Annotated in this window: 17 protein-coding genes; 6 read left to right on the top strand and 11 right to left on the bottom strand. The window is 68.7% G+C overall.

Annotated features, from left to right (window positions below; translation table 11 throughout):
* Positions 1-157 precede the first annotated feature (157 nt).
* Positions 158-841: a phosphatase PAP2 family protein gene (locus E0H75_RS14620; protein WP_131514024.1), complete on the top strand. Its 684-nt coding sequence runs from the start codon at positions 158-160 to the stop codon at positions 839-841.
* 15 nt (positions 842-856) lie between these two features.
* Here E0H75_RS14620 and E0H75_RS14615 read toward each other — a convergent pair whose 3' ends face one another.
* The 11 genes from E0H75_RS14615 to E0H75_RS14565 are packed head-to-tail and all read right to left on the bottom strand — an operon-like array spanning position 857 to position 12,214.
* On the bottom strand, positions 857-1,750 hold the full coding sequence (locus tag E0H75_RS14615) for a phytanoyl-CoA dioxygenase family protein (RefSeq protein WP_131514023.1): 894 nt from the start codon (positions 1,748-1,750) through the stop codon (positions 857-859).
* Between the two features lie 55 nt (positions 1,751-1,805).
* Positions 1,806-3,131: a glutamate-1-semialdehyde 2,1-aminomutase gene (locus E0H75_RS14610; protein ID WP_131514022.1), complete on the bottom strand. Its 1,326-nt coding sequence runs from the start codon at positions 3,129-3,131 to the stop codon at positions 1,806-1,808.
* The gene (locus E0H75_RS14605) at positions 3,128-3,676 is read right to left on the bottom strand and encodes a dTDP-4-dehydrorhamnose 3,5-epimerase family protein (protein WP_131514021.1); all 549 of its coding nucleotides are present in this window, start codon (positions 3,674-3,676) and stop codon (positions 3,128-3,130) included. Before E0H75_RS14605 ends, E0H75_RS14610 begins: the two co-directional genes overlap by 4 nt.
* A gap of 8 nt (positions 3,677-3,684) precedes the next feature.
* The gene (locus tag E0H75_RS14600) at positions 3,685-4,938 is read right to left on the bottom strand and encodes a polysaccharide pyruvyl transferase family protein (RefSeq protein WP_131514020.1); all 1,254 of its coding nucleotides are present in this window, start codon (positions 4,936-4,938) and stop codon (positions 3,685-3,687) included.
* A complete protein-coding gene (locus E0H75_RS14595; RefSeq protein WP_131514019.1) occupies positions 4,935-5,885 on the bottom strand; it encodes a glycosyltransferase family 2 protein in 951 nt (316 codons plus the stop codon). The genes E0H75_RS14600 and E0H75_RS14595 overlap by 4 nt, the downstream gene beginning before the upstream one ends.
* Complete coding sequence (locus E0H75_RS14590) at positions 5,882-7,192, bottom strand: MATE family efflux transporter (RefSeq protein ID WP_202872990.1); 1,311 nt, start codon at positions 7,190-7,192, stop codon at positions 5,882-5,884. The genes E0H75_RS14595 and E0H75_RS14590 overlap by 4 nt, the downstream gene beginning before the upstream one ends.
* Position 7,193: 1 nt before the next feature.
* The gene (locus E0H75_RS14585) at positions 7,194-8,315 is read right to left on the bottom strand and encodes a class I SAM-dependent methyltransferase (protein WP_165553729.1); all 1,122 of its coding nucleotides are present in this window, start codon (positions 8,313-8,315) and stop codon (positions 7,194-7,196) included.
* A gap of 14 nt (positions 8,316-8,329) precedes the next feature.
* Positions 8,330-8,995 (bottom strand): PIG-L deacetylase family protein, encoded by a 666-nt coding sequence (locus E0H75_RS14580; RefSeq protein WP_131514017.1) that lies wholly within the window; start codon positions 8,993-8,995, stop codon positions 8,330-8,332.
* Complete coding sequence (locus E0H75_RS14575; RefSeq protein ID WP_131514016.1) at positions 8,995-9,861, bottom strand: sugar phosphate nucleotidyltransferase; 867 nt, start codon at positions 9,859-9,861, stop codon at positions 8,995-8,997. The genes E0H75_RS14580 and E0H75_RS14575 overlap by 1 nt, the downstream gene beginning before the upstream one ends.
* A 44-nt stretch (positions 9,862-9,905) precedes the next feature.
* The gene (locus E0H75_RS14570; RefSeq protein WP_131514015.1) at positions 9,906-11,138 is read right to left on the bottom strand and encodes a class I SAM-dependent methyltransferase; all 1,233 of its coding nucleotides are present in this window, start codon (positions 11,136-11,138) and stop codon (positions 9,906-9,908) included.
* A complete protein-coding gene (locus E0H75_RS14565; protein WP_131514014.1) occupies positions 11,138-12,214 on the bottom strand; it encodes an NAD-dependent epimerase/dehydratase family protein in 1,077 nt (358 codons plus the stop codon). Before E0H75_RS14565 ends, E0H75_RS14570 begins: the two co-directional genes overlap by 1 nt.
* Positions 12,215-12,388: 174 nt before the next feature.
* Between E0H75_RS14565 and E0H75_RS14560 the strand changes: the two genes are divergently transcribed.
* The 5 genes from E0H75_RS14560 to E0H75_RS14540 are packed head-to-tail and all read left to right on the top strand — an operon-like array spanning position 12,389 to position 21,026.
* Positions 12,389-13,711, top strand: coding sequence for a nucleotide sugar dehydrogenase (locus E0H75_RS14560; RefSeq protein ID WP_131514013.1), 1,323 nt, complete (start codon positions 12,389-12,391; stop codon positions 13,709-13,711).
* Positions 13,708-14,943: a glycosyltransferase family 4 protein gene (locus tag E0H75_RS14555; RefSeq protein ID WP_202872989.1), complete on the top strand. Its 1,236-nt coding sequence runs from the start codon at positions 13,708-13,710 to the stop codon at positions 14,941-14,943. The genes E0H75_RS14560 and E0H75_RS14555 overlap by 4 nt, the downstream gene beginning before the upstream one ends.
* A gap of 1 nt (position 14,944) precedes the next feature.
* Entirely contained in the window at positions 14,945-16,864 is a 1,920-nt protein-coding gene (asnB, locus tag E0H75_RS14550) for an asparagine synthase (glutamine-hydrolyzing) (protein ID WP_131514011.1), read from the top strand.
* A 26-nt stretch (positions 16,865-16,890) separates the two neighbouring features.
* A complete protein-coding gene (locus E0H75_RS14545; RefSeq protein ID WP_131514010.1) occupies positions 16,891-19,068 on the top strand; it encodes a bi-domain-containing oxidoreductase in 2,178 nt (725 codons plus the stop codon).
* A complete protein-coding gene (locus E0H75_RS14540) occupies positions 19,065-21,026 on the top strand; it encodes a heparinase II/III family protein (protein ID WP_202872988.1) in 1,962 nt (653 codons plus the stop codon). The genes E0H75_RS14545 and E0H75_RS14540 overlap by 4 nt, the downstream gene beginning before the upstream one ends.
* Positions 21,027-21,087 lie beyond the last annotated feature (61 nt).

The raw sequence follows: 21,087 nt of genomic DNA, 5'->3' as shown, positions 1-21,087 counted from the left end.
CCAAAGCATGCGTGCCCCACATCCCCAGAAGTTCACCCGCCCGTCGGCGGTGCGACATCGCACAGTACTACGACCGAGGGCCGCCGGCGACGGCGGCTCGGCAACCCTTGGATAGAATTTGCGTCGGGGTGCGGGACTCGTGGGGTGGGGGGTAGGAATGGCGTCGCAGGATGCTGCTTTGCCGCGTGCGGCCATGCGGCCGGCGTTGGTGCCGGCGGTCCGCGGGCCGGCCGTCGTACTGGCGGCGGTCGGGGCGGTGCTGTGGATCGTGCCGGCTGTGCTGTTCGCCGGTGACACCGGCCCGAGCCGGCTGGATGTCCGGGTGCAGAACCTGGTCGGCGACTCGCCCGCCGGGGCGTGGAATCTCGTCCGCGCGATGGACTGGCTCGGCGAACCTGCCGGCCGGGTCGTCCTGGTGCTCGCCACCGCCGCGCTCTGCCTGATCGCCGGACGCCAGGCTCTGGCGGTCGCCGCCGTCCTCGGCATCGTGACGACCAGCGTGCTCACGACGGCACTCAAACCGCTGGTGAACCGCCGGATCCACGACGACTTCCTGTCCTATCCCAGCGGACATGTCGCCGCGGCGACAGCGGCGGCGATGGTGATCGGCCTGCTCCTCGCTGATCTGCTGCGCACAGGCCGGATCGCGGGTACTGCCATCCTGCTTGCCGTCACCATCATCGGCGGTGGACTCAGCGCCTTTGCCCAGATCCACCTGACCGCCCACTACCCGACCGACACCCTCGGCGGCTTCGGCTGCGGGCTGTTCGTGATCCCGCCGACGGCCCTGGTGATGAACCGGCTCGCCCGGAGGCGAGCGGACCGGCCGGCGTCGAAGTGACGCCGGCCGGGGCTGTCACGCGAGTGCGTGGCTCGGCGTGTCGTACTCACCGACGACGTCGGCCGGGATGTGCTCCAGGTCGCTGACCCTGAGGTAGTCGCCCATCGTCGTACCGGTGCACTCGGAGTCGACGTTCGGCGCGGACCGGCGGTCCATCGCGTCGCCCAGGTGCACGGTGCGCAGGTCGATGCTGAACCGCGTCCGGCCCGACGTGTTCGGCACGCTGGAGTGCAACTGCGCACCGGAGAACAAGATGATGCCGCCCGGCTTGCAGATCGGCCGGATCTGCGGCACCAGTTCCACCTCTTCCTCCGGCACCGGCTGGACCCGGGTGTCGGTGCCGATCTGGGTCGCGGCGATCTTGCGACTGGTCGCGTTCCACTCGGCGTAGTTGTAGACCCGGGAGCTGTTCTTGACCGGGGTCTGCCAGTACTTCGGATGGAAGGCGAGCCCGTTGTCCACGCTGATCGGGAAGATCGGCAGCCACCAGTTGAGCTGGAAGTGCGGCGCCGAGTACCAGGTGTCGCGGTGCGGATGGAAGGCGAACGCGATCCCGGTGGTCAGGTAGTCGTTCGACGTCGAACTCCGCATCCGCGGTACGTCGAAGTAGACCTGCTCGGTGTCGCAGCCGAAGTCGGCCAGCATCTCCTGGATCAGCCGCTTCGACTCCGGATGGTGGATGAAGCGCGGCTTGAGTTCGGCCAGCAGCGCCGCGTAGTCCTCGACGGCCATGTCGAACTGCGCCGTCTCCGGATCCAGCGGTGCGAACGCCGCCCGGGCCATCTCACCGGCGAACTCGGTGAGGGCCAGAGTGGACGGCCGCGGTGAGTAGACGAACAGGTCGCCGTCGTACAACTTCTGCCTGCGTTCGTCGTCGCCGAACTCGGCGTCGACATAGATGGAATGCATGATGGAACCCCCCTCTTGCGGAGCCGGCCCCGCGCCGGCCCTTCGCCCTACCCGTCTACACAAAGCGACGGAACACCGGTTTGACCGGACGTCCGCCCGTCCACCCCCTCGGGTCGTCGGCGTCGAGCGCCTTGCGGTAGACCACACATGCCTGCGCGACCGCCTCGACCGTGCGGGCGATGTCCACGTCGGTCAGGGCCGCGCTCACGACGAACGACGGACCGACCACCCCACCGAGGATCAGTTCGCGCAGGAACAGCGTCCGGTAGTCCTGGGACGGCTGCAGGTCCTGGTCGAGGGTCGCGAAGACCAAGTTGCTGGCACGGCCGCGGGTCACCACGTGATCGCCGACACCGGCCGCCTCGGCCACCTCGCGGACGCCGCCGGCCAGCCGGTCGCCCAACGCGTGCAGCCGGGCCACGATGCCTTCCTTCTCGTAGGTGTCCAGCACCGCCATCGCCGCGGCCAGCGAGTGGCTCTCGGCGCCGTGCGTCGTGGAGAGCAGGAAGACCCGTTCGCGGTCGTCGCGCAGGCCACCCCGCTCCATGAACTCGCGCTTGCCGGCCAGTGCCGAGATCGCGAAGCCGTTGCCGAGGGCCTTGCCGAACGTCGAGAGGTCGGGCGCCACGCCGTACACGGCCTGCGCTCCGGCCTCCGACCAGCGGAAGCCGGTGATCATCTCGTCGAAGATCAGCAGGCAGCCGTGCCGGTGGGCGAGGTCCCGCAGGCCGGCCAGATAGCCGTCCGGCGGGTCGTGCTGGGTGGCCGCCTCGAGGATCAGGCAGCTGACCTGCCCTTCGTGCTCTTGCAGCACCCGTTCGGTCGCGGGCAGATCGCCGTACGGGAAGTGGACCGTCAGGTCTGCGGTCGAACCGGGGATGCCGGCCGACATCGCCGTGGTCGAGATGAACCAGTCGTCGATCGAGAAGAAGGGCTGGTCCCGGCAGATCGCCACCATCGGCCGCCCGGTGGCGGCCCTGGCCAGCTTGACTGCGGCGGTCGTGACATCCGAACCGTTCTTGGCGAACTTGACCATCTCGGCCGTCTGCACAGTGGCCAGGAAGCGTTCCGCGGCATAGAGCTCGATCACACTCGGCCGGACGAAGTTCGTCCCCAGTCCGAGCTGGCCGCGGACCGCTTCCAGCACCGCCGGGTGGGCGTGCCCGAGGCTGACCGCGCGCAGGCCGGACCCGTACTCGATGTATTCGTTGCCGTCGGCATCCCAGACGTGGGCGCCACGGCCATGCGTGATCACCGGCGCCATGTTCTCCGGGTACTGGTCCAAGCCCTTGGCGTAGGTGTGCGCGCCACCCGGTACGACGCCCTGCAATCGTGCGTTCAGCTCGACCGAACGGCCGAACGACTTCTCCGATGGTGTCATGTCAGCCTCCTGCTGGCCTCCGCCAGCGACGGTGCGGCCTTGTCCCGCTCGGACATCAGCGTGACCGGCAGCGGCCACTCGATGCCCAGACCCGGGTCGTCGAACGCGATCGACACGTCCTCCCTCGGGTCGTGTGCCCGGTCGATCCGGTACGACACGTCGGCCGGATCGGTCAGAGCCTGGAAGCCGTGCGCGCAGCCGGCCGGGACGTACACGCTGACCTGGTTCTCCCCGGTCAGATCGAAGTACTCCGTGTTCCGGTACGTCGGTGAGTCCGGCCGCAGGTCGACCACCACGTCGAGCACGGCACCGGACGAGCAGCGCACCAGCTTGGCTTCACCGGCTCCGGACCGGACGTGCATACCACGGACGACACCCTTGGCCGAGCGGGAGATGCTGTCCTGCTCGAACGCGTCGGGATCGAGCCCGGCCGCGGCGACCACCGCGCGGTCGAAGGTGCGGCAGAAGAAGCCGCGCTCGTCCACGTAGGGCGTAGGCAGGAACAGCAGCGCACCGGCGATCCTCGGAACCTGAATGACGTCCATCGATCCTCCTACTGGTCGCTGCCCGTGGCCACCGGCCGTCCGGCGCCGAAGAACCGGTCGGACAGTACGGCGAACTGCTGCTCGAGCTGCTCGACGTACTCGGCGTTCTTCTCCCGCATCACGGCCTCGAGGCCGCCCGCGCGCGCCTCGAGCGCCCGCAACTGGTCCATCAACCGGGTCACGTCGAGGTCCTTGATCGGCTGGCGGAACTCGGCCAGCCGCATCCCCTCCATCAGGATGTCGTTCTTCACCGCGTAGCTGACCGAGATGGTCGGCTTCGACAGCCTCAGTGCCGACTGCACGTTGTGGTAGCGCGAGGCAACGACCAGGTCGGCACCGGCCAGCTGCTCCATCAGTTCACCCAGCGAGTCCGCGGGTTCGCGGACCAGTCGCTCGTCGACCAGGTCCGGCCGGGTCCGTCGCAGGTCGTCGGAGATGGCGGTGACGACAGCCTCGTCGGCCGGGTCGCCGGTGACGAGCCGGATCCGGTAGCCCTCGTCGACGACCTGGCGGGCGAACTCGACGATCTTGCCGACGTACTCGGTGTAGATCTCGTCCGACCGGGACCGGTCGGTCGAGGCGCCGTGGTACTCCATCACGCCGAGGCCGATGGTCCGGCGCGGATCGCGCGACTCCGGCTCCTTGGGTTCCGGCAGTGCGAACGCGAGGTCCGGGTAGACCGCGTCGTTGCTGGTATCCAGTCCCATCTGCCGCAGCGCGTCGCGCGAATAACTGTCCCGGTAGGACCGGTACGTCGCCATCCGCGCGGCGTTCCGGAACAGGTACCGGATCGACCGTTCGCGCGCGAAGTTCGCGCCGATGCTGACGAAGGCGACCTGCGCGCCGACGATCCGGGCCGACAGGCACATCAGGAACACCGCGTACGGGAAGCCCCACGGGTTCAGCTCGAGCGTCGTCTCCAGCACGCCCATACCCGGCACGATGATCAGGTCGTAGCGACGCAGCAGCAACGGCATCCGGACCAGGTCGGCGAACTTGCCGAAGATCTTGCGGGCGATCGTGGTCACCCGGGACCGGCCGGGGCCGTACGCCTGGAACCAGGTCATCGCCGTCGCCGGGATGCCGTACTGCCGCTCCAGCGTCTCCGGGCCGGAGCAGACACAGCTGATGTCCGCCTCCGGGTGGTCGCGCCGGAGGAACCACAGCATCGCGTCGAGCGACCCGTGGTTGCCCAGGTTGCCCGATCCCAGCAGGCCGAAGATGGCGATCCGCGGCGGCCTGCCTGCAACGGCGGCGCTCATCCCTGTGCGACCCTCCTCTGACCCGCCACCGCCGAGCTGTCCGGAATCGCCATCGGGGCGCTCGGCGGCGCGCTGTCCTCGATCCGCTGCTTCGATCCGGGCTTGGCCCGGCTCGCCATCCAGCGGATCAGCTGGGCGTAGCATCCGCGCCGCTCCGCCGACGACAACGGCGCCCGGCGGATCGCGCCGACGAAGCCACCGATGTACTCGGCCAGCAGCCGGACGGTCGGATGCCGCAGCCGGCTCGCCCGCCGCGGCTCCATGTTCGCCGAGCGGGACCGGATGGTCGGCTTGGCCCGCTCGGCCCGGTCCGGGTGGTCCCGGCGGAAGAACAGCAACTCGGGCACCTGGTAGAACCGGCCGTGCAACGCGAGTTCGGCGATGATCGTCCGGTCCGAGTGGTGGTAGCTCCCGTTCAGTGGCGTACGGCGCAACACCTCGGAGCGCATCACGCCGTAGAAGTCGTCGCCGCCGACCGCGAACAACTGGCTGCGGAACCGCTCGACCGGGTTCGGGTCGTCGGTGGCCAGCGGGTAGTCGACCTTCAGCACGATGTCGCCGTTGCCGTCGATCATCGCCTGGTGGGCGTGCGCCAGCACGACCCCGGGGTCGGCGTCCAGCGCTTCGATGCACCGCAGCAGCAGGTCGCTGCCGTAAAGGTCGTCGTACGACGCCCACTTGAACAGCTCGCCGCGGGCCTGTTCGAAGGTCCAGTTGTGGTTCGGTGTGGCGCCGATGTTGGTCGGCTGCCGGAAGTAGCTGATCCGGGAGTCCCTCGCCAGGTACTCGCGGCAGATCTCCTCGGTCCGGTCGGTCGACGCGTTGTCCGAGATGATCAGCTCGAAGTCGGTAAAGGTCTGTCCCAGCAGGGCATCCAGGGACTCGGCCAGATACTTCTCCCCGTTGTACACCGGGAGGCCGATGCTCAGCCGTGGTACGGCGTTCATGTGCTCCTCATTTCTGGCATCTCCTGCATCTCCGTGGCCTCGGGAGGCTGGACGGCCTCGACCGGTTCGGCAGCCTCGGCTTCCGGCTGCGCCCACCGCTCGCGGATCCCCACCCCGAAGCTCCACCACCACACGATCGCGCCGACGAACGTCGCACAGGCCGCTCCCCAGGACGACCCGAGCGCACCGCCGATCGCGGCACCGCCGACACCGCCGATCAGGTACGCCGCCGACGCCCACAGCTGGGCGCGGAGGCTTCTCCTGGCCACACCGAGTGCACGCAGCCCTGCCGACGCACCGGTGTAGAAGCTTGCGAACATCACCGACAAAGTTGCCGGTAGCAACAGTGCGGACGAGGTCAGCCACACCTCACCGAGCAGCGCGTGGCCCCACTCGTCCGGCAGCAAGAACAACAGCGCCAGGCCCCACGCCAGCGCGGCGAAGGACTGTGCCCCACCGAGCAGCAGGCAGAACCACGGCAGCGCCCGTGGCCGCCGGCGAAGGACCCTGGCGGCTTCCGGAACCGCCACCAGACCGACCCCGGACAACACGATGAAGAACGGGCCGAGCATCATCTCGGCGCCGCGGACGGTACCGACCGCGGCGACCCCCGCGAGCGCGCCGAGCCCGTACATCTTGAACTGGTAGGCACCGCTGATGGTCAGGTTCTCCGCCAGGTAGCGCAGCCCGAGATCCCGGTGCTGCCGCAACCACTCCAGCGCCCTGAACAATCGCGGTACGACGCCTGCCTGCAGACCGCTGACCAGCGCGGCGAACGCGCCGGCGGCCCCCCAGGCCAGCACGAACCGGATGACGCTGGGATCCCGCGACGCCAGGTAGAGCAGCGGGACGAGCGCGGTGGCCCAGGTGATGTCGGCGATGAACGCCTTGCCACCTTGACCGGACGCGAAGAACGCGAACCGCCAGCTGTCCTGCAGCATCAGGCCCGGGAGCACGATCCCCAGCGCGATGAACGCCGCACCCGGCCGGCCGCCGAGCGCGACACCGACAAGGACACAGATCGTGCCCATGATCAGACCGACCGCGATCGCCATCCCGGTCGAACTTGCCACTGCCTTGCGCCACACCGGCCTGGGCACTCCACTGAACCGCACCGCCAACGGGTCGGTGGCGAGGCCGCGGGAAATGTTCACCACGACCCCGTACGTCACCCACGCGAGGCTGAAGGCGCCGAACTCCACGGCACCCAGCGATCGCGCGACGACGATACCGACCACGAAGCTGACCAGGCTGGTCACAGCCTGGTCAGCGAGTCCCCAGGTGAGGCGGCGCAGAACACCTTTCATGTCAGCCCACGACTTCGTGCGGCTCGGGCAGCGGGACCAGGTATGTGGCACCCCAGCCGCCACCGGCTTCGAGTTGGGAGATGACCTCGTCGGCGATGTCCCAGGTCAGTACCAGGACGACATCCGGCCGGGCGGCCCGCAGTTCGTCGATCGGCCGGATCGGGACACCACAGCCGCCGGGGATCCGGCGTCCGTGCTTGCCCGGTGCGGCGTCGACGGTGAACTCCAGCAGGTCGGTCCCGATCTTGCTCAGGTCGAGCAACACCGGCGCCTTCGACGGAGCGCCGTACCCGAGCACTGTGCGTCCGGCGGCCTTGTGCCGGACCAGCTCGTCGTGCAGCGCGCCGGCGGCGTGCCACGCGGCCTCCTGCAGGCTGGCCAGCTGGACTTCCTCGGCGATGCCGGCCGCGTCCTCGTCCTCCAGCAGTACGTCGACCGATGCGTCCGGCTTCGCGTCGTCCGCGTGCCGCAGCATCACCATCAGGCTGCCGCCGAACATGTCGACCTGGCGTACCGACTCGACCGCGAGCCCGTGCAGGGCGGACAGCCGCTTCACCGCTCCGAGCGACAGGTACGACCAGTGGCCGTGCCGGATGGTGTCGAACTGGTTGCCGATGAACAGCGGTAGCAAGTGGTGGAACTCCAGCACCAGCAGGCCGCCCGGTGCGAGCCGTTCGGCACGCAGCCGCAGCATCTCACCGACCGACGGCTCGTGCGCGATGCCGTGGACGTCGACGACCAGGTCGGCCCGTTCGCCGTCACCGGCCAGTCGGCAGCCGGCGGCGTACAGGTGCTCGAGCCAGGAGCCACCGTGGTGGCTGGCGAACTCGAAGACCACTCCACCAGTGAGTTCCGGGTAGTCCCTCAACAGTTCCTTCACCGACGACTCGGCGTGCGCGATGCTCGTCGCCGACTCCACCGCCAGCGGCGGTTCGGGCAGCTGCGGCTCGACCGGGCCGAGCTGCACCAGCGTGCAGTCCCGGCACAGCCACAGCTCCAGCGGCCAGCGCGGATCAGGCCCCGGCGTGTCCGCCGTCGGGAAGTAGTCGGCGCACGGCTGTGCACCGAGATCCACCACGGGTACGACGTTCTCCCCCGCGCACCCACGACATTTGAAGCTCACTGCATCCCCTCCGGTCACCATGTCAACGTCGCCTTGGCCGTGGTGAACGCTTCGGCGTACCGCGCGCGGCACTCCATCCCGCGCAGCCGGGCCAGTCCGGCGAAGACTTCTTCGTCGAACCAGTCGTGCGGGACCTGGGACGGGTAGGCCTTGCGCAGCAGGGCGATCTTGTCGCGCAGCTGCTCCTCGGTCAGTTCGACGTACAGCCACGGCCGGCTGATGTCGCCGTCCCACTTGGGGATCTCGTAGTGCAGCACCAGGTGGTCCCGCCAGACCGTCGGCGCCAGCTCGGCGATCAGGCGGTGGTCCTGGTGCGCGTCGGTGCGGCTCGGCGCCAGCACCAGGTCCGGGCGCCGGCTCGAACCGATCTGCGCGGCCCGAGCCGTTGCCTCAAGCAACTCCTTGGTCTCGTTCCAGTACGACGGCAGCCGGCCGTCCGGCAGCTCGGCCGAGGTGACGGTCACCTCGCACTCGGGCAGGAACAGCTCCGCCGCGCGGCGGGCCTCGTCCAGCCGGAGTGCCGACCCGGTCGCGATGACGAACTCGGCGGTCAGCTCCGGCACCGACTCGGCCAGCTTCAGCAGCGTGCCGCCGCAGCCGATCTCGATGTCGTCCGGATGGGCGCCGAGGGCCACCAGATGGACCGGCCCGTCGATCAGGCCGAGCTGGAACGGCAGCATCAGATCGCCACCACTACCGGGTCGTCGCCGGTGGATGCGGGCGGAACGTCGAAGCCCTTGTCCATCACCTGGCCGCGCTGCGCGCGGGCCTCGTGGCTCCACAGCGCCCACGGCTTCTTGCCGGACCGGTACAGCTCCTCGAGCTGACTGCGCTCCTTGAGGGTGTCCATCGGCGCCCAGAACCCGTGGTGCGGGATGGCCTCCAGCCTGCGCATCGCGGCCAGCCGCGGGAACGCGTCGCCGACCAGATCCTCGTCCTCGTGCAGGACGTCGAAGATCTCCTTCTTGATGACGAAGTAGCCGCCGTTGATCCACGCGTTCAGGTCGGCCGCCGACCGCAGCCCGGTGACCCGGGCGTCGGTGCCGAACTCGACCACGTGGAAGGACGCCTGTGGCGGTACCGCGAGCAGGCTGGCGGTGATGTCGCTGGTCATCACGTGGTCGACGATCTTGTCCATCGGAGCGTCGGTCAGCACGTCGCCGTAGTTGGCCAGGAACGCGTCGTCGTCCTCGAGGTACGGGCGGACCCGGCGCAACCGCTCGCCGATGCTGGTGTCGATCCCGGTGTCGACGAAGGTGATCTTCCACTCGCTGATGTCGGAGTCGAGCAGCTGGATCCGCTGCCCGCCCTTCGACATCACGAAGTCGTTGGAGACCGTCTCCTCGTAGCGCAGGAAGTACTCCTTGACCGCGGACCCCCCGAAGCCCAGGCACAGGATGAACTCGGTGTGGCCGAAGTGTGCGTAGTACCGCATCACGTGCCACAGGACCGGCCGGTCGCCGATCGTCATCATCGGTTTCGGTGCGGAGTCCACCCCGCTGCGCATCCGCAGCCCGAACCCCCCACAGAAGATCACGACCTTCATCGCGCTGTTCCTTCCCCCACTGAGTGTCAGATCACTCTTACGATTCAGAGCACTTCGAGACGCGGGATGGGTACGACGAACTTCGCGCCCCACTCCCGTGCGTAGCCGAGCTGGTGGACGATCTCCTCCCGCAGGTTCCACGGCAGGATCACGATGTAGTCGGGGCGCGTCTCGGCGAGGCGCTCCGGGGCGAAGATCGGGATGTGTGTGCCCGGCAGGAACATGCCGTGCTTGTGCGGGCTGCGGTCGACCGTGTACGGCAGCAGGTCCTCGCGGATGCCGCAGTGGTTCAGCAGCGTGTTGCCCTTGCCGGGTGCGCCGTAGCCGGCGACCGACTTGCCCTCGCGCTGGGCCTGGATCAGGAACTCCAGCAGGTCGGACTTGATCGTGAACACCTCGGTCGCGAAGCCCAGGTGGCCCTCGACCGTGTGCAGGCCCGCGTCCGCCTCGTCCTGCAGGACCTTCCCGACCAGCTCGGTCGGTTCGCCCGCGGTATCGATCGGCGTGGACATGACCCGCAGCGAACCGCCGTGGCTGGCCAGTTCCTGCACGTCGACGACCTTCAGGCCGGCCTTCTGCAGCGCCAGCGCGGCGGTCTTCAGGCTCAGGTACGAGTAGTGCTCGTGGTAGATCGTGTCGTACTGGCGACGTTCGATCAGCCGGAGCAGGTGCGGGAACTCCAGCGACACCAGGCCGTCGTCCTTGACCAGTGCGCGCAGGCCCTTGGCGAAGTCGACGATGTCCGGCACGTGCGCGAACACGTTGTTGCCGACGACAAGGTCTGCCTGGCCGTGCCGGGCCGCCGCGTCCTTGCCGGTCTCCTCGCCGAGGAAGTAGCTCTCGGTCCGGATGCCCTTCTCGTTGGCGATCGCGGCGATGTTCGCGGCCGGCTCGATGCCGAGCACCGGGATGCCGAGCGCGGTCGCGTGCTGCAGCAGGTAGCCGTCGTTGCTGGCGGCCTCGACGATCAGGCTCTCGGCGCCGAGGTCGAGCCGCTCTTGCATGTCGACGACGAACCGGCGGGCGTGCTCCACCCAGCTGGTCGAGTACGACGAGAAGTACAGGTAGTCACTGAACACGTCGTCGGCCGCGACGTACGCCGGCAGCTGGACCAGCAGGCAGTTGTCGCAGATCCGGACGTTCAGCGGGTAGAAGGTCTCACCGCTGTCGATCTGGTCGGCGCGCAGGAAGCTCTCGCACGGCGGCGACATGCCGAGGTCGACGAACGTCCGCGTCAGTGTCTCGCCGCAGAGGCGGCAGGCGACTGATTCCCCCATCAGTGCTTCTCCTCGAATCGTGCGTCCCCGGGACCGGGGAACTGCTCGTCGGTCTGACGGCGGAGCTGGTCGTCGACCATGCCCGCGCCGAGCAACTGCTGGATCCGGCGCAGCCGGACGAACTGCGCGGAGTTGAAGTCCTCCAGCGTCAGGCCGTGCCGCTCGTACGCCCGGGCCAGCTCGTCCACGCCCGACCGCACCGTCCACTGCAGCTTCAGGTCCGGGAAGGTGTCGTTGAGCTTGCTGAAGTCGACCTTGTAGTTGCGCAGGTCCGGTCCGGCGCCGTCGGCGATCGACAGGGTCGAGCCGGGCACCGCCTCGCGGACCATCTCGGCGATGTCGCGGACCTGGACGACGTCCTCGGACCGGCCGACGTTGAACGCCTGGTCGTGGATCACCTCGCGTGGCGACTCGAGCACCGTCAGGAAGGCCCGGCTGATGTCCTCGATGTGCACCAGCGGCCGCCACGGCGTCCCGTCGCTCTCCAGCCGCACCTGCCCGGTCGTCATCGCGATCGCGGTCAGGTTGTTCACCACGATGTCGAGCCGCAGCCGGGTGGATGCGCCGTACGCGGTGGCGTTGCGCAGGTAGGTCGGGCTGAAGGTGTCGTCGGCAAGCTTCGACAACTCCTTCTCGGCCAGCGCCTTGGTCTCGCCGTACGGCGTGACCGGGTACATGTCCGCGTCCTCGCCGACCGCTTCCGAGCCGGCCGCGCCGTACAGGCTGCAGGAGGAGGCGAACAGGAACCGCTCGATGCCGGCGTCCTTGGCCGCCTGCGCGACCTTGAGCGTCCCGTCCAGGTTGACCGAGTACGTCGCGTCGCGGTTCAGATGCCCGAGTGGATCGTTCGACAACGCGGCCAGACACACCACGGCGTCGTACCCCTCGAGTTCGGCCGCGGTGACGTCGCGCATGTCCCGCGGTTTCCGGTTCCCGATCGGATCCGGTCCTCCCAGCAGGTCGCACCCCTCGTACAACCCGGTGTCCAGCCCGTCCACCTGATGTCCGGCATCGCGCAGGAACGGCACCATCACAGCGCCGATATATCCCCGGTCTCCGGTGACCAGAACCCTCATCCGTCGCTCCCTCACCCCAGCACTGGTCTGTCGCCCAATACAGATCGGCGACCGAGCCGCCTGATACACGCAATTTCTTCCGGCGGTGTGTATCAAGCGGCGGCCGCGGCTGCTCTTCTCTGCGCTGCTGCCGTACGCGGGGGATGCCCGCGTCATGAGCCTGTGGGGGGCGTTATGAAGGTTGCCGTATTCGGCTTGGGCTATGTGGGGTCAGTGACGGCCGCGTGCCTGGCTGCCAACGGCCACGACGTCTGGGGAGTCGATGTCGATACTGCGAAGGTCGGTCCGATCACCGAGGGACACAGCCCGGTGGTCGAACCGGGCCTGGACGAACTGGTGGCGGACGGGGTCGCCGCGGGAAGACTGCACGCGACCACCGATCCGCGACTCGCGCTGGAACGCGCCGACGTCTCGCTGATCTGTGTGGGGACGCCGTCGACCGCGGCGGGCAGTACCGACCTGACCTACATCCGGCGGGCGGTGCGCGACATCGCCGAGGCGGCCCATGTCGCCGAACCACCGGAATCCGGGTTCCACAGCATCGTGGTCCGGAGCACGGTCCCGCCGGGAACCGTGGACGACGTCGTCGCGCAGGTGCTGGCCGACGTACCGGCCGCCGACGGCTTCACCTTCGGTACGGCGATGTGCCCGGAGTTCCTGCGGGAAGGATCCGGGCTGGCCGACTTCTACGATCCACCCTTCGTCGTCGTCGGGACACGCAACGCGAAGGTCGGCACCGCCCTGACCGACCTGTTCGGATTCCTGGGGGTCGACGTCCAGGTTGTCGACGTCCGGACCGCGGAGGCGCTCAAGTACGCCTGCAACGCGTTCCACGCGACCAAGGTGTCCTTCGCCAACGAAATGGGCCGGATCTTTCGGTACTACGGCGTGGACTCGCGCGAGGTCATGCGGATCTTCGTCCAGGACACCAGCCTCAACATCTCGCCGTACTACCTGCGGCCCGGGTTCGCGTTCGGCGGCTCGTGCCTGCCGAAGGACCTGCGCTCGGTGCTGCACCTGGCCCGGGTCAACGACACAGACCTGCCGCTGCTCGCCGGCACGCTGGCGACCAACGAGCTGACCGTCCGTGACGTCGTCGACCGGGTCGTGGCCGGCCCGGGACGCGAGATCGCACTGCTCGGCCTGAGCTTCAAGCACGCGACCGACGACCTGCGCGAGAGCCCGAGCGTCGAGCTGGCCGAACGGCTGATCGGCAAGGGGTACAACCTGCGCATCTACGACGCGATCGTGAACCCGAGCCGCCTGGTCGGCGCCAACCTGCGGCACGTGACCTCGAAGCTGCCGCACCTGCAACGGGTGCTGACCGACGACCCGATCGCGGCCCTGGCGGGCGCCGACCTGGCCATCGTGTCGGCTACCGACACCGCCGCGGTCCACGCGCTGCTGACCACTCCACCGGCCCGGACCATCGACCTCAGCGGCCGGCTCGGCGACGCCGTCGAGGCGCTGCCCGGATACGAAGGAGTCGGCTGGTGAGCGGTCCGCGCGTACTGATCATCATCCAGAACCTGTGGGTGCCGTTCGATCGCCGGGTCTGGCTGGAGTGCCAGGCCCTGGTGGCGTCCGGGTACGACGTGACCGTCGTCTGCCCCAAGGGGCCGGGCGACCCGGCGTACCAGGTCATCGACGGGGTGACCGTGCACCAGTACAAGGCGTACTCCCCTGGCGGGAGCAAGGTCGGGTTCGTCGCGGAGTACGCGTACTCGTTCCTGGCGACGCTGCGGCTGGTGCTGCGGGCGCGCAAGGCCGGCACGTTCGACGTACTGCAGGCCTGCAACCCACCGGACATCTTCTGGCCGATCGCGATGCTGCTGCGGCGGCTGGACCGGACCAAGTTCGTCTTCGACCACCACGACCTGTGCCCGGAGCTGTTCCAGTCCCGCTTCGGCGGTACGACGAGCCTGCCGTACAAGGGACTGCGGTTCCTGGAGCGGATGACGCATCGCAAGGCCGACCACGTGACCTCGACCAACGACTCCTACCGTCGGATCGCGATCACCCGCAGCGGCAAGGCGAACCACGACGTGACCGTGGTCCGCACCGGGCCCGACCCGGACAGGCTGCGCCGCGACCCGTCCGCTGTCGACGACAAGCTCCGCCGCGGCCGCCGGTACCTGGTCACCTACATCGGCGTGATGGGACCGCAGGACGGTGTCGACATCGTCGTCCGCGCGGCGGATCACATTGTCAACAATCTGGGGCGTACGGACATCGCGTTCACGCTGATGGGCGGCGGTGACTCCTTCGAGGAGGTTGTTGCCCTGCGCGACGAGCTCGGCCTCGGCGACCACATCGAGTTCACCGGCCGGGTGCCGGACGAGACGGTGCGCGCGGTCATGTCGACCGCGGACGCCGGCCTGTCGCCGGACCCGAAGAATCCGCTGAACGACGTGTCGACGATGAACAAGACGATGGAGTACATGGCCTTCGAGCTGCCGGTCGTCGCCTTCGACCTGATCGAGACCAAGGTCTCCGCCGAGGACGCCGCGGTGTACGTCGAGCCGAACGACGTCGCGAAGTACGGGCAAGCGATCGTCGACCTGCTCGACGACGAGGTGCGGCGCCGCCGGATGGGCCGGCTTGGCCGCGAACGGGTCGAGCAGGTGCTCGCCTGGAAGCACCAGCAGAGGGCCTACCTCGAGGTGTACGACGGCCTGACCGGTCACGTCAGCGAGATCGGCGACGTGGCCCGGGCCACGGGGTCCTGAGGTGTGCGGCATCGCCGGCTGCTACCAGCAGCACGACGGCTTCGCGCTGGCCGAGACGATGAGCGACCGGATCGCCCACCGCGGTCCGGACGCCGACCACGTCTACCGATTCGAGGACGGTGACGTCCGCGCGCACCTGGCGCATCGTCGATTGTCGATCATCGACCTCTCGTCGGGCGCGGACCAGCCGTTCACGAAGCGCGGGCTGACGATCTGCTACAACGGCGAGCTCTACAACTACAAGGAACTGCGCGCCGAGCTGTCCAGGTCGGGCGTCGCGTTCCGCACCAGCTCGGACACCGAGGTGGTGCTCGAGGCCTGGCGTCGCTGGGGTCCGGCGGCACTGTCGCGGTTCCGCGGCATGTTCGCGTTCGCGATGCTGGACGAGGACAGCGGCAGCATGTACCTGGCCCGCGACCCGCTCGGCATCAAGCCGCTGTACTTCCTGCGCCGCGAGGGCGGCGTGGTGTTCGCGTCCGAGCTGAAGGCGCTCGTCGCCGCGGTCGGATCGGAGCTGCGCACCGAGCCCGGCGCGCTGATCGCGTCGATGCTCTACTACTGGCTGCCCGAGCAGCGTTGCGCGATCGACGGCGTGGAGAAGTTGCCGCCGGGTTCGTGGGCCGAGTTCCGGCCGGACGGCAGCAGCCGGCACGAGACGTACTGGCGCGTGACCGACATCGCGACCCAGGCAGCCGCCGGGCCGCGAGCCGATCTGCGGACGGTGATCGAGGAGTCGGTCGCCGCACACATGGTCGCCGACGTGCCGGTGTCGACGTTCCTGAGTGGCGGTCTCGACTCGAGCCTCGTCACCGTGCTGGCGAAGCGGCTCGATCCAGGTGTCGACTCGTACACGATCACGTTCCGCGCGGAGGACCAGCGGCTCGAGGCGATGCCCGACGACGCGATCTACGCGCGCAAGGTGGCACAGCAGTTCGGCATCGACCTGCACGAGATCGAGATCGCACCGGACGTGGTCGACCTGCTTCCGCGGATTGTCGACACGCTCGACGAGCCGATCGGTGACCCGGCCGCGATCAACACGCTGCTGATGTGCGACGCCGCGCGCGCCGCCGGCGTGAAGGTGCTGCTGTCCGGGATGGGCGCCGACGAGCTGTTCGGTGGATACCGCAAACACCTCGCCTGTGTGATGGGAGCGCAGTACCAGCGGCTCCCCGGCGTACTGCGGAACGGTCTGATCGGCCCGGCGGTACGGCGGATGCCGGTCACCGTGAACGGTCGCGGACTGCGGTACGCGCGGTGGGCGAAGCGGTTCCTGACCTTCGCGGACCTGCCGGAGGAGACGGCGTTCCGGCGCAGCTACACGATGTACGACGGTGACCAGCTGACCGGACTGCTGAGCCCGGACCTGGAGCCGTACGTCGGGAAGCTGCTGTCCGAGCACAGCGACATCTACCACGACACGACGCTCGACGATCACGTGAACCGGATGTGCCTGGCCGACTCGCGGATGTTCCTGCCCGGACTGAACCTGGCCTACACCGACCGGTCCAGCATGGCCGCGTCGACCGAGGTCCGGACGCCGTTCGTGGACCCGATCGTCGCCGCCGCGGCATTCTCGATCCCGGGCAGCGAGAAGATCCACCGCCGGGTCAGCAAGCTCGCGTTGAAGAAGGCAGCCGAGGCCTGGTTGCCGAAGGAGATCATCTACCGGCCGAAGGCGTCGTTCAGCGCGCCGCTGCGGGCCTGGGTCCGTAACGACCTGCGGGAACTCGTCGACGACACGTTGCTGCGCGGCGAACTCGTCGGCAGCGGCTTCCTCCAGCAGGCCGCCGTCCAGCGGCTGGTCGACGACGAGCGGGCCGGACGCGAGGACTACTCGAAGCAGATCTGGCAGCTGCTGACGCTGGAGACCTGGACCCGGCACATGCGCTCCCTGGGCGTGACCATCACCTCACTCTGAAGCTCCACTCACTCTGAAGGACTGGCATGAAACAGGTTGCACAGAACTACAAGTCCGGTGAGCTCGCGGTCCTGGACGTGCCTCCGCCCACCTGTGCACCGGGAGGCGTGCTGGTCCGCTCGCTGTACTCGCTGATCTCCACCGGCACCGAGCTGATGAAGGTCGGCGAGGCCAAGCTGTCCATGCTCGGCAAGGCGCGGGCGCGGCCGGACCAGGTCCGCAAGGTGCTGGACTCGGTCGCCCAGCAGGGCGCGGTCAACACCTACAAGAAGGTGATGAACAAGCTCGACTCGTACACGCCGCTGGGCTACTCGCTGTGTGGTGTGGTGGTCGAGGTGGGAGCGGGCGCTGAGGAGTTCAGCGTCGGGCAGCTGGTCGCTGCCGCGGGCAACGAGTTCGCGCTGCACGCGGAGTACAACTGGATCCCGGTCAACCTGTGCGTGCCGGTGCCGGACGGCGTACCGCCGGAGCAGGCCGCGTTCTCGACGGTCGGTGCGATCGCGATGCACGGCGTACGGCAGTCGGAGGTGCAGCTCGGCGACACCGCCGTGGTGATCGGGCTCGGGCTGGTCGGACAGCTCGTGGTGCGGCTGCTCGTCGCGGCCGGGGTGCGGGTGTTCGGAATCGACACCGTCGATGACCGGTGCCGGATGGCGGAGAAGGCCGGCGCGCTGCACTGCTCGTCCGCGGACGAGGCCGGGATCGCGTCGCTGGAGCGGTCGATCCTCGAGGCTTCGAACGGACTGGGCGCCGATCACATCCTGCTCGCCGCCGGTGGTCACTCCAATGGTCCGGTGGAGACCGCGGCCCGGCTGGCGCGCGACCGCGCCCGGGTGGTCGACATCGGCAAGACCAGGCTCGACCTGCCGTGGAACGCGTACTACGACAAGGAACTCGACGTCCGGTTCTCCCGTTCCTACGGCCCGGGCCGGTACGACGACCGCTACGAACTCCAAGGCATCGACTACCCGGCCGGCTACGTCCGCTGGACCGAACGCCGCAACCTGGCGTGCTTCATCGACCTGATCGCCCGCGAACAGATGGACATCGGCTCCCTGATCGCCGGCGCCTTCCCGATCGCCGACGCCACAGACGTCTACCAGCAACTGAGCACAGGCACCCTCCCCGGAGTCGGCTTCCTCTTCGAGTACCCGAAACCGCCCACCGACGAGACCACGGTGCCGGCCGCAGCGGCTGCCTCGACTACTACCCGCCGGCGGGAGACGCCCGGGGGGCCGAGCTCCGCCGGCGGAGCTCGGTTGGGGTTCATCGGAGCCGGTAACTACGCGTCGAGCATGCTTCTTCCGCATCTGCAGAAGAACGAGGATGCTGTCCTGGCTCACGTCGCGACCAACAAGTCGTTGTCGGCCGCGAACGCCCAGCGCAGGTTCGGGTTCGAGAACATCTCGACCGAGGCGAACGCCGTACTGTCCGACGAGAGTCTGGATGCGGTGTTTGTGGTGACTCGGCACAGTAGTCATGCGGAGTTGGCCTGCCGGGCGTTGGAGACCGGGAAGGCGGTCTTCGTGGAGAAGCCGCTGGCGCTGACCACCGAGGACGTGGACCGGATCGTCGCCACGGTCGATGCCACCGGCAACGACCGGCTGATGGTCGGGTTCAACCGCCGGTTCGCTCCCCTGCTCACCGACCTGCGCGACCGGTTCGGCGACCCGGGCGGCAACTACTCGCTGCGCTACCTGGTCAACGCGGGCCGGCTCGACCCGTCCAGCTGGTACCTCGACCAGGACAAGGAAGGCAGCCGGTTCGGCGGCGAGGGCGGTCACTTCATCGACACCCTGGCCTGGTGGCTGAGCAGCCCACCCAGCGAGGTGTACGCCGTCCCCGGACCGGACACCGGCGACGTCATCGTCACCCTGCGGTTCGCGAACGGTTCGGCCGGCCAGATCACGTACGTCGGCGGCGGCAACGCGCGGTTCCCGAAGGAGACGCTGGACATCACCGGCGGCGGCCGCAACGGCCGGCTGGACAACTTCCAGAGCGCCTCGGTCTGGGCGGGCCGCAAGCCGTCGACCCGGAAGGCCCGCGGCACCGACAAGGGCCAGCGGGTCGAGCTCGAACGCTTCGTCGCCGCGGTCAAGTCCGGCGGCCCGATGCCGATCTCGTTCGACTCCCTGATCGCCACCACCCGCGCGACCATCGCCGTCGACCGGAGCCTGGCCAGCGGCCGTCCGGAGATGGTGTGAGCCGCCAGCCCTTGGGTTGGTACGTCCGCCGCTTGCGCCGGATGTCCCCCACCGAGCTGGCCTGGCGGACGCGCGACCACGCACGTCGTAGTACCTGGGCCTACCAGCAGGTCCGGCCCGGGCAGGACGTGCAGGTGCATCCGCCGGTGCGCAAGGAGCTGACCTTCGGTACGACGCTGCCGTCGCACGCGGCGGACGCCGTACCGGAGGAAGCGCGCAAGGCGATCATCGCGACCGCGGACGCGATCATGGCCGGGAAGCTGGAGGTCCTCGGCGCCGACCGGACGGATCTGCGCTCGCCGGACTGGTTCCGCGACCCGACCACCGGCCGGCGATCCGACCCGGCGCAGTACACGTTCCGGCTGAACCACCGCAACGAGGAACTGGTCGGGAACGTCAAGCAGGTCTGGGAACTGTCCCGGCACCACCACCTGACCCAGCTCGCCGCGGCCTGGTACCTCACCCTCGACGACGCGTACGCCGAACGCGTCGCCGAGCATCTGACCGACTGGTGGCGGTCCAACCCGTTCCTGTCCGGTGTGCACTGGGCGAGCGGGATCGAGATCGGCATCCGGCTGATCAGCTGGACCTGGATCCGGCGGCTGCTGAACGACTGGCCCGAGGTCACCGATCTCTTCGAGCACAATGAACTCGCGCTCCGGCAGATCTACTGGCACCAGCGCTACCTGGCCGCGTTCCGCAGCCGCGGTTCGTCGGCGAACAATCATGTGATCGCCGAGGCCGCCGGGCAGCTCGTGGGTGCCTGCGCGTTCCCGTGGTTCACCCAGAGCTCGCGCTGGCGCGATGAAGCGGCCGCGCTGCTCGAGAGCGAACTGGACGCCAACACCTTCCCGTCCGGCGTGAACCGCGAACTCGCGACCGACTACCACCGCTTCGTCTCCGAGCTCGGCCTGTACGCCGCTCTCGAAGCGGACAAGGCGGGTCATCCGCTGACCGAGAAGACCTGGGCGCTGCTGACCCGCACGATCGACGTGGCCGCGGCGATTGTCGACAACACCCTGCGGCCGCCGCGTCAAGGCGATGACGACGAAGGCATGGTGCTGGTCCTGGATCCGCCGAATGTCAGCAATTGGTCGGCGTTCCTGTCCCTCGGCGCCGCCGTGGTCGGCCGCGCGCCGTGGTGGCCGGAGGTCCCGGTCACGGCGACCGCGGCCCTCGTCGGTGCACTTGTCGATGGTCGACAATCCGATCGTCCAGACGAACGACCCGAGCACTTCGAGGACGCAGGCCTGACGATCTTGCGCAGCCGCGACGCTGGACCAGAGATCTGGTGCCGAGCCGACGCAGGGCCGCACGGCTTCCTCTCCATCGCCGCACACGCGCACTGCGACGCGCTCGCGCTGGAGGTGCGGGTCGGCGGCGTCGACATCCTGGCGGATCCAGGCACGTACTGCTACCACGGTGAAGAAGCCTGGCGGAACTACTTCCGTTCGACCATCGCCCACAACACAGTCGAGGTATCCAGCACCGAGCAGTCCGTCCAAGGCGGCCCGTTCCTCTGGTTGCGCGGGGCAACAGGCCGGGTACGCCGGTACGCCGCCGATGGTGAGGCGTCGACGTGGGACGCCGAACACGACGGCTACCAATCCGGCGACACCCCGGTGACGCACCGGCGGACCGCCGTACTGGATCACGGAGTACTGCGGGTCGAGGACCGGCTCGATGCGTCGGCCGCCGTACGGATCGCGTGGCATCTCGGGCCGGAGGTGAGCGTCGACCTGGACGGAGCGACCGGTCGGCTGGAGTGGCCGAACGGCTCGGCGGTCGTCGAGTTGCCGGCCGGACTGAGCTGGTCCGCGCACCGTGGTGACGACGATCCGTTGCTGGGCTGGTACTCACCGCGATTCGGGCACAAGGTGCCGATCACGACCCTCGTCGGTACCGGAAACCTCACCACGGACGACCCGGCGGTCAGCACATTTCGATTCCGGTCTTGACCGGAGATCGCTGTATCAGCCCTCGGTGACCGCCCTCTATTACAGGACACCATCGTGGCGT

Source organism: Kribbella capetownensis, from assembly GCF_004331485.1.
Taxonomy (GTDB): Bacteria; Actinomycetota; Actinomycetes; order Propionibacteriales; family Kribbellaceae; genus Kribbella; species Kribbella capetownensis.
The sequence above is the reverse complement of the archived record's forward strand: the minus strand, read 5'-3'. Positions and strand labels throughout refer to the sequence as shown.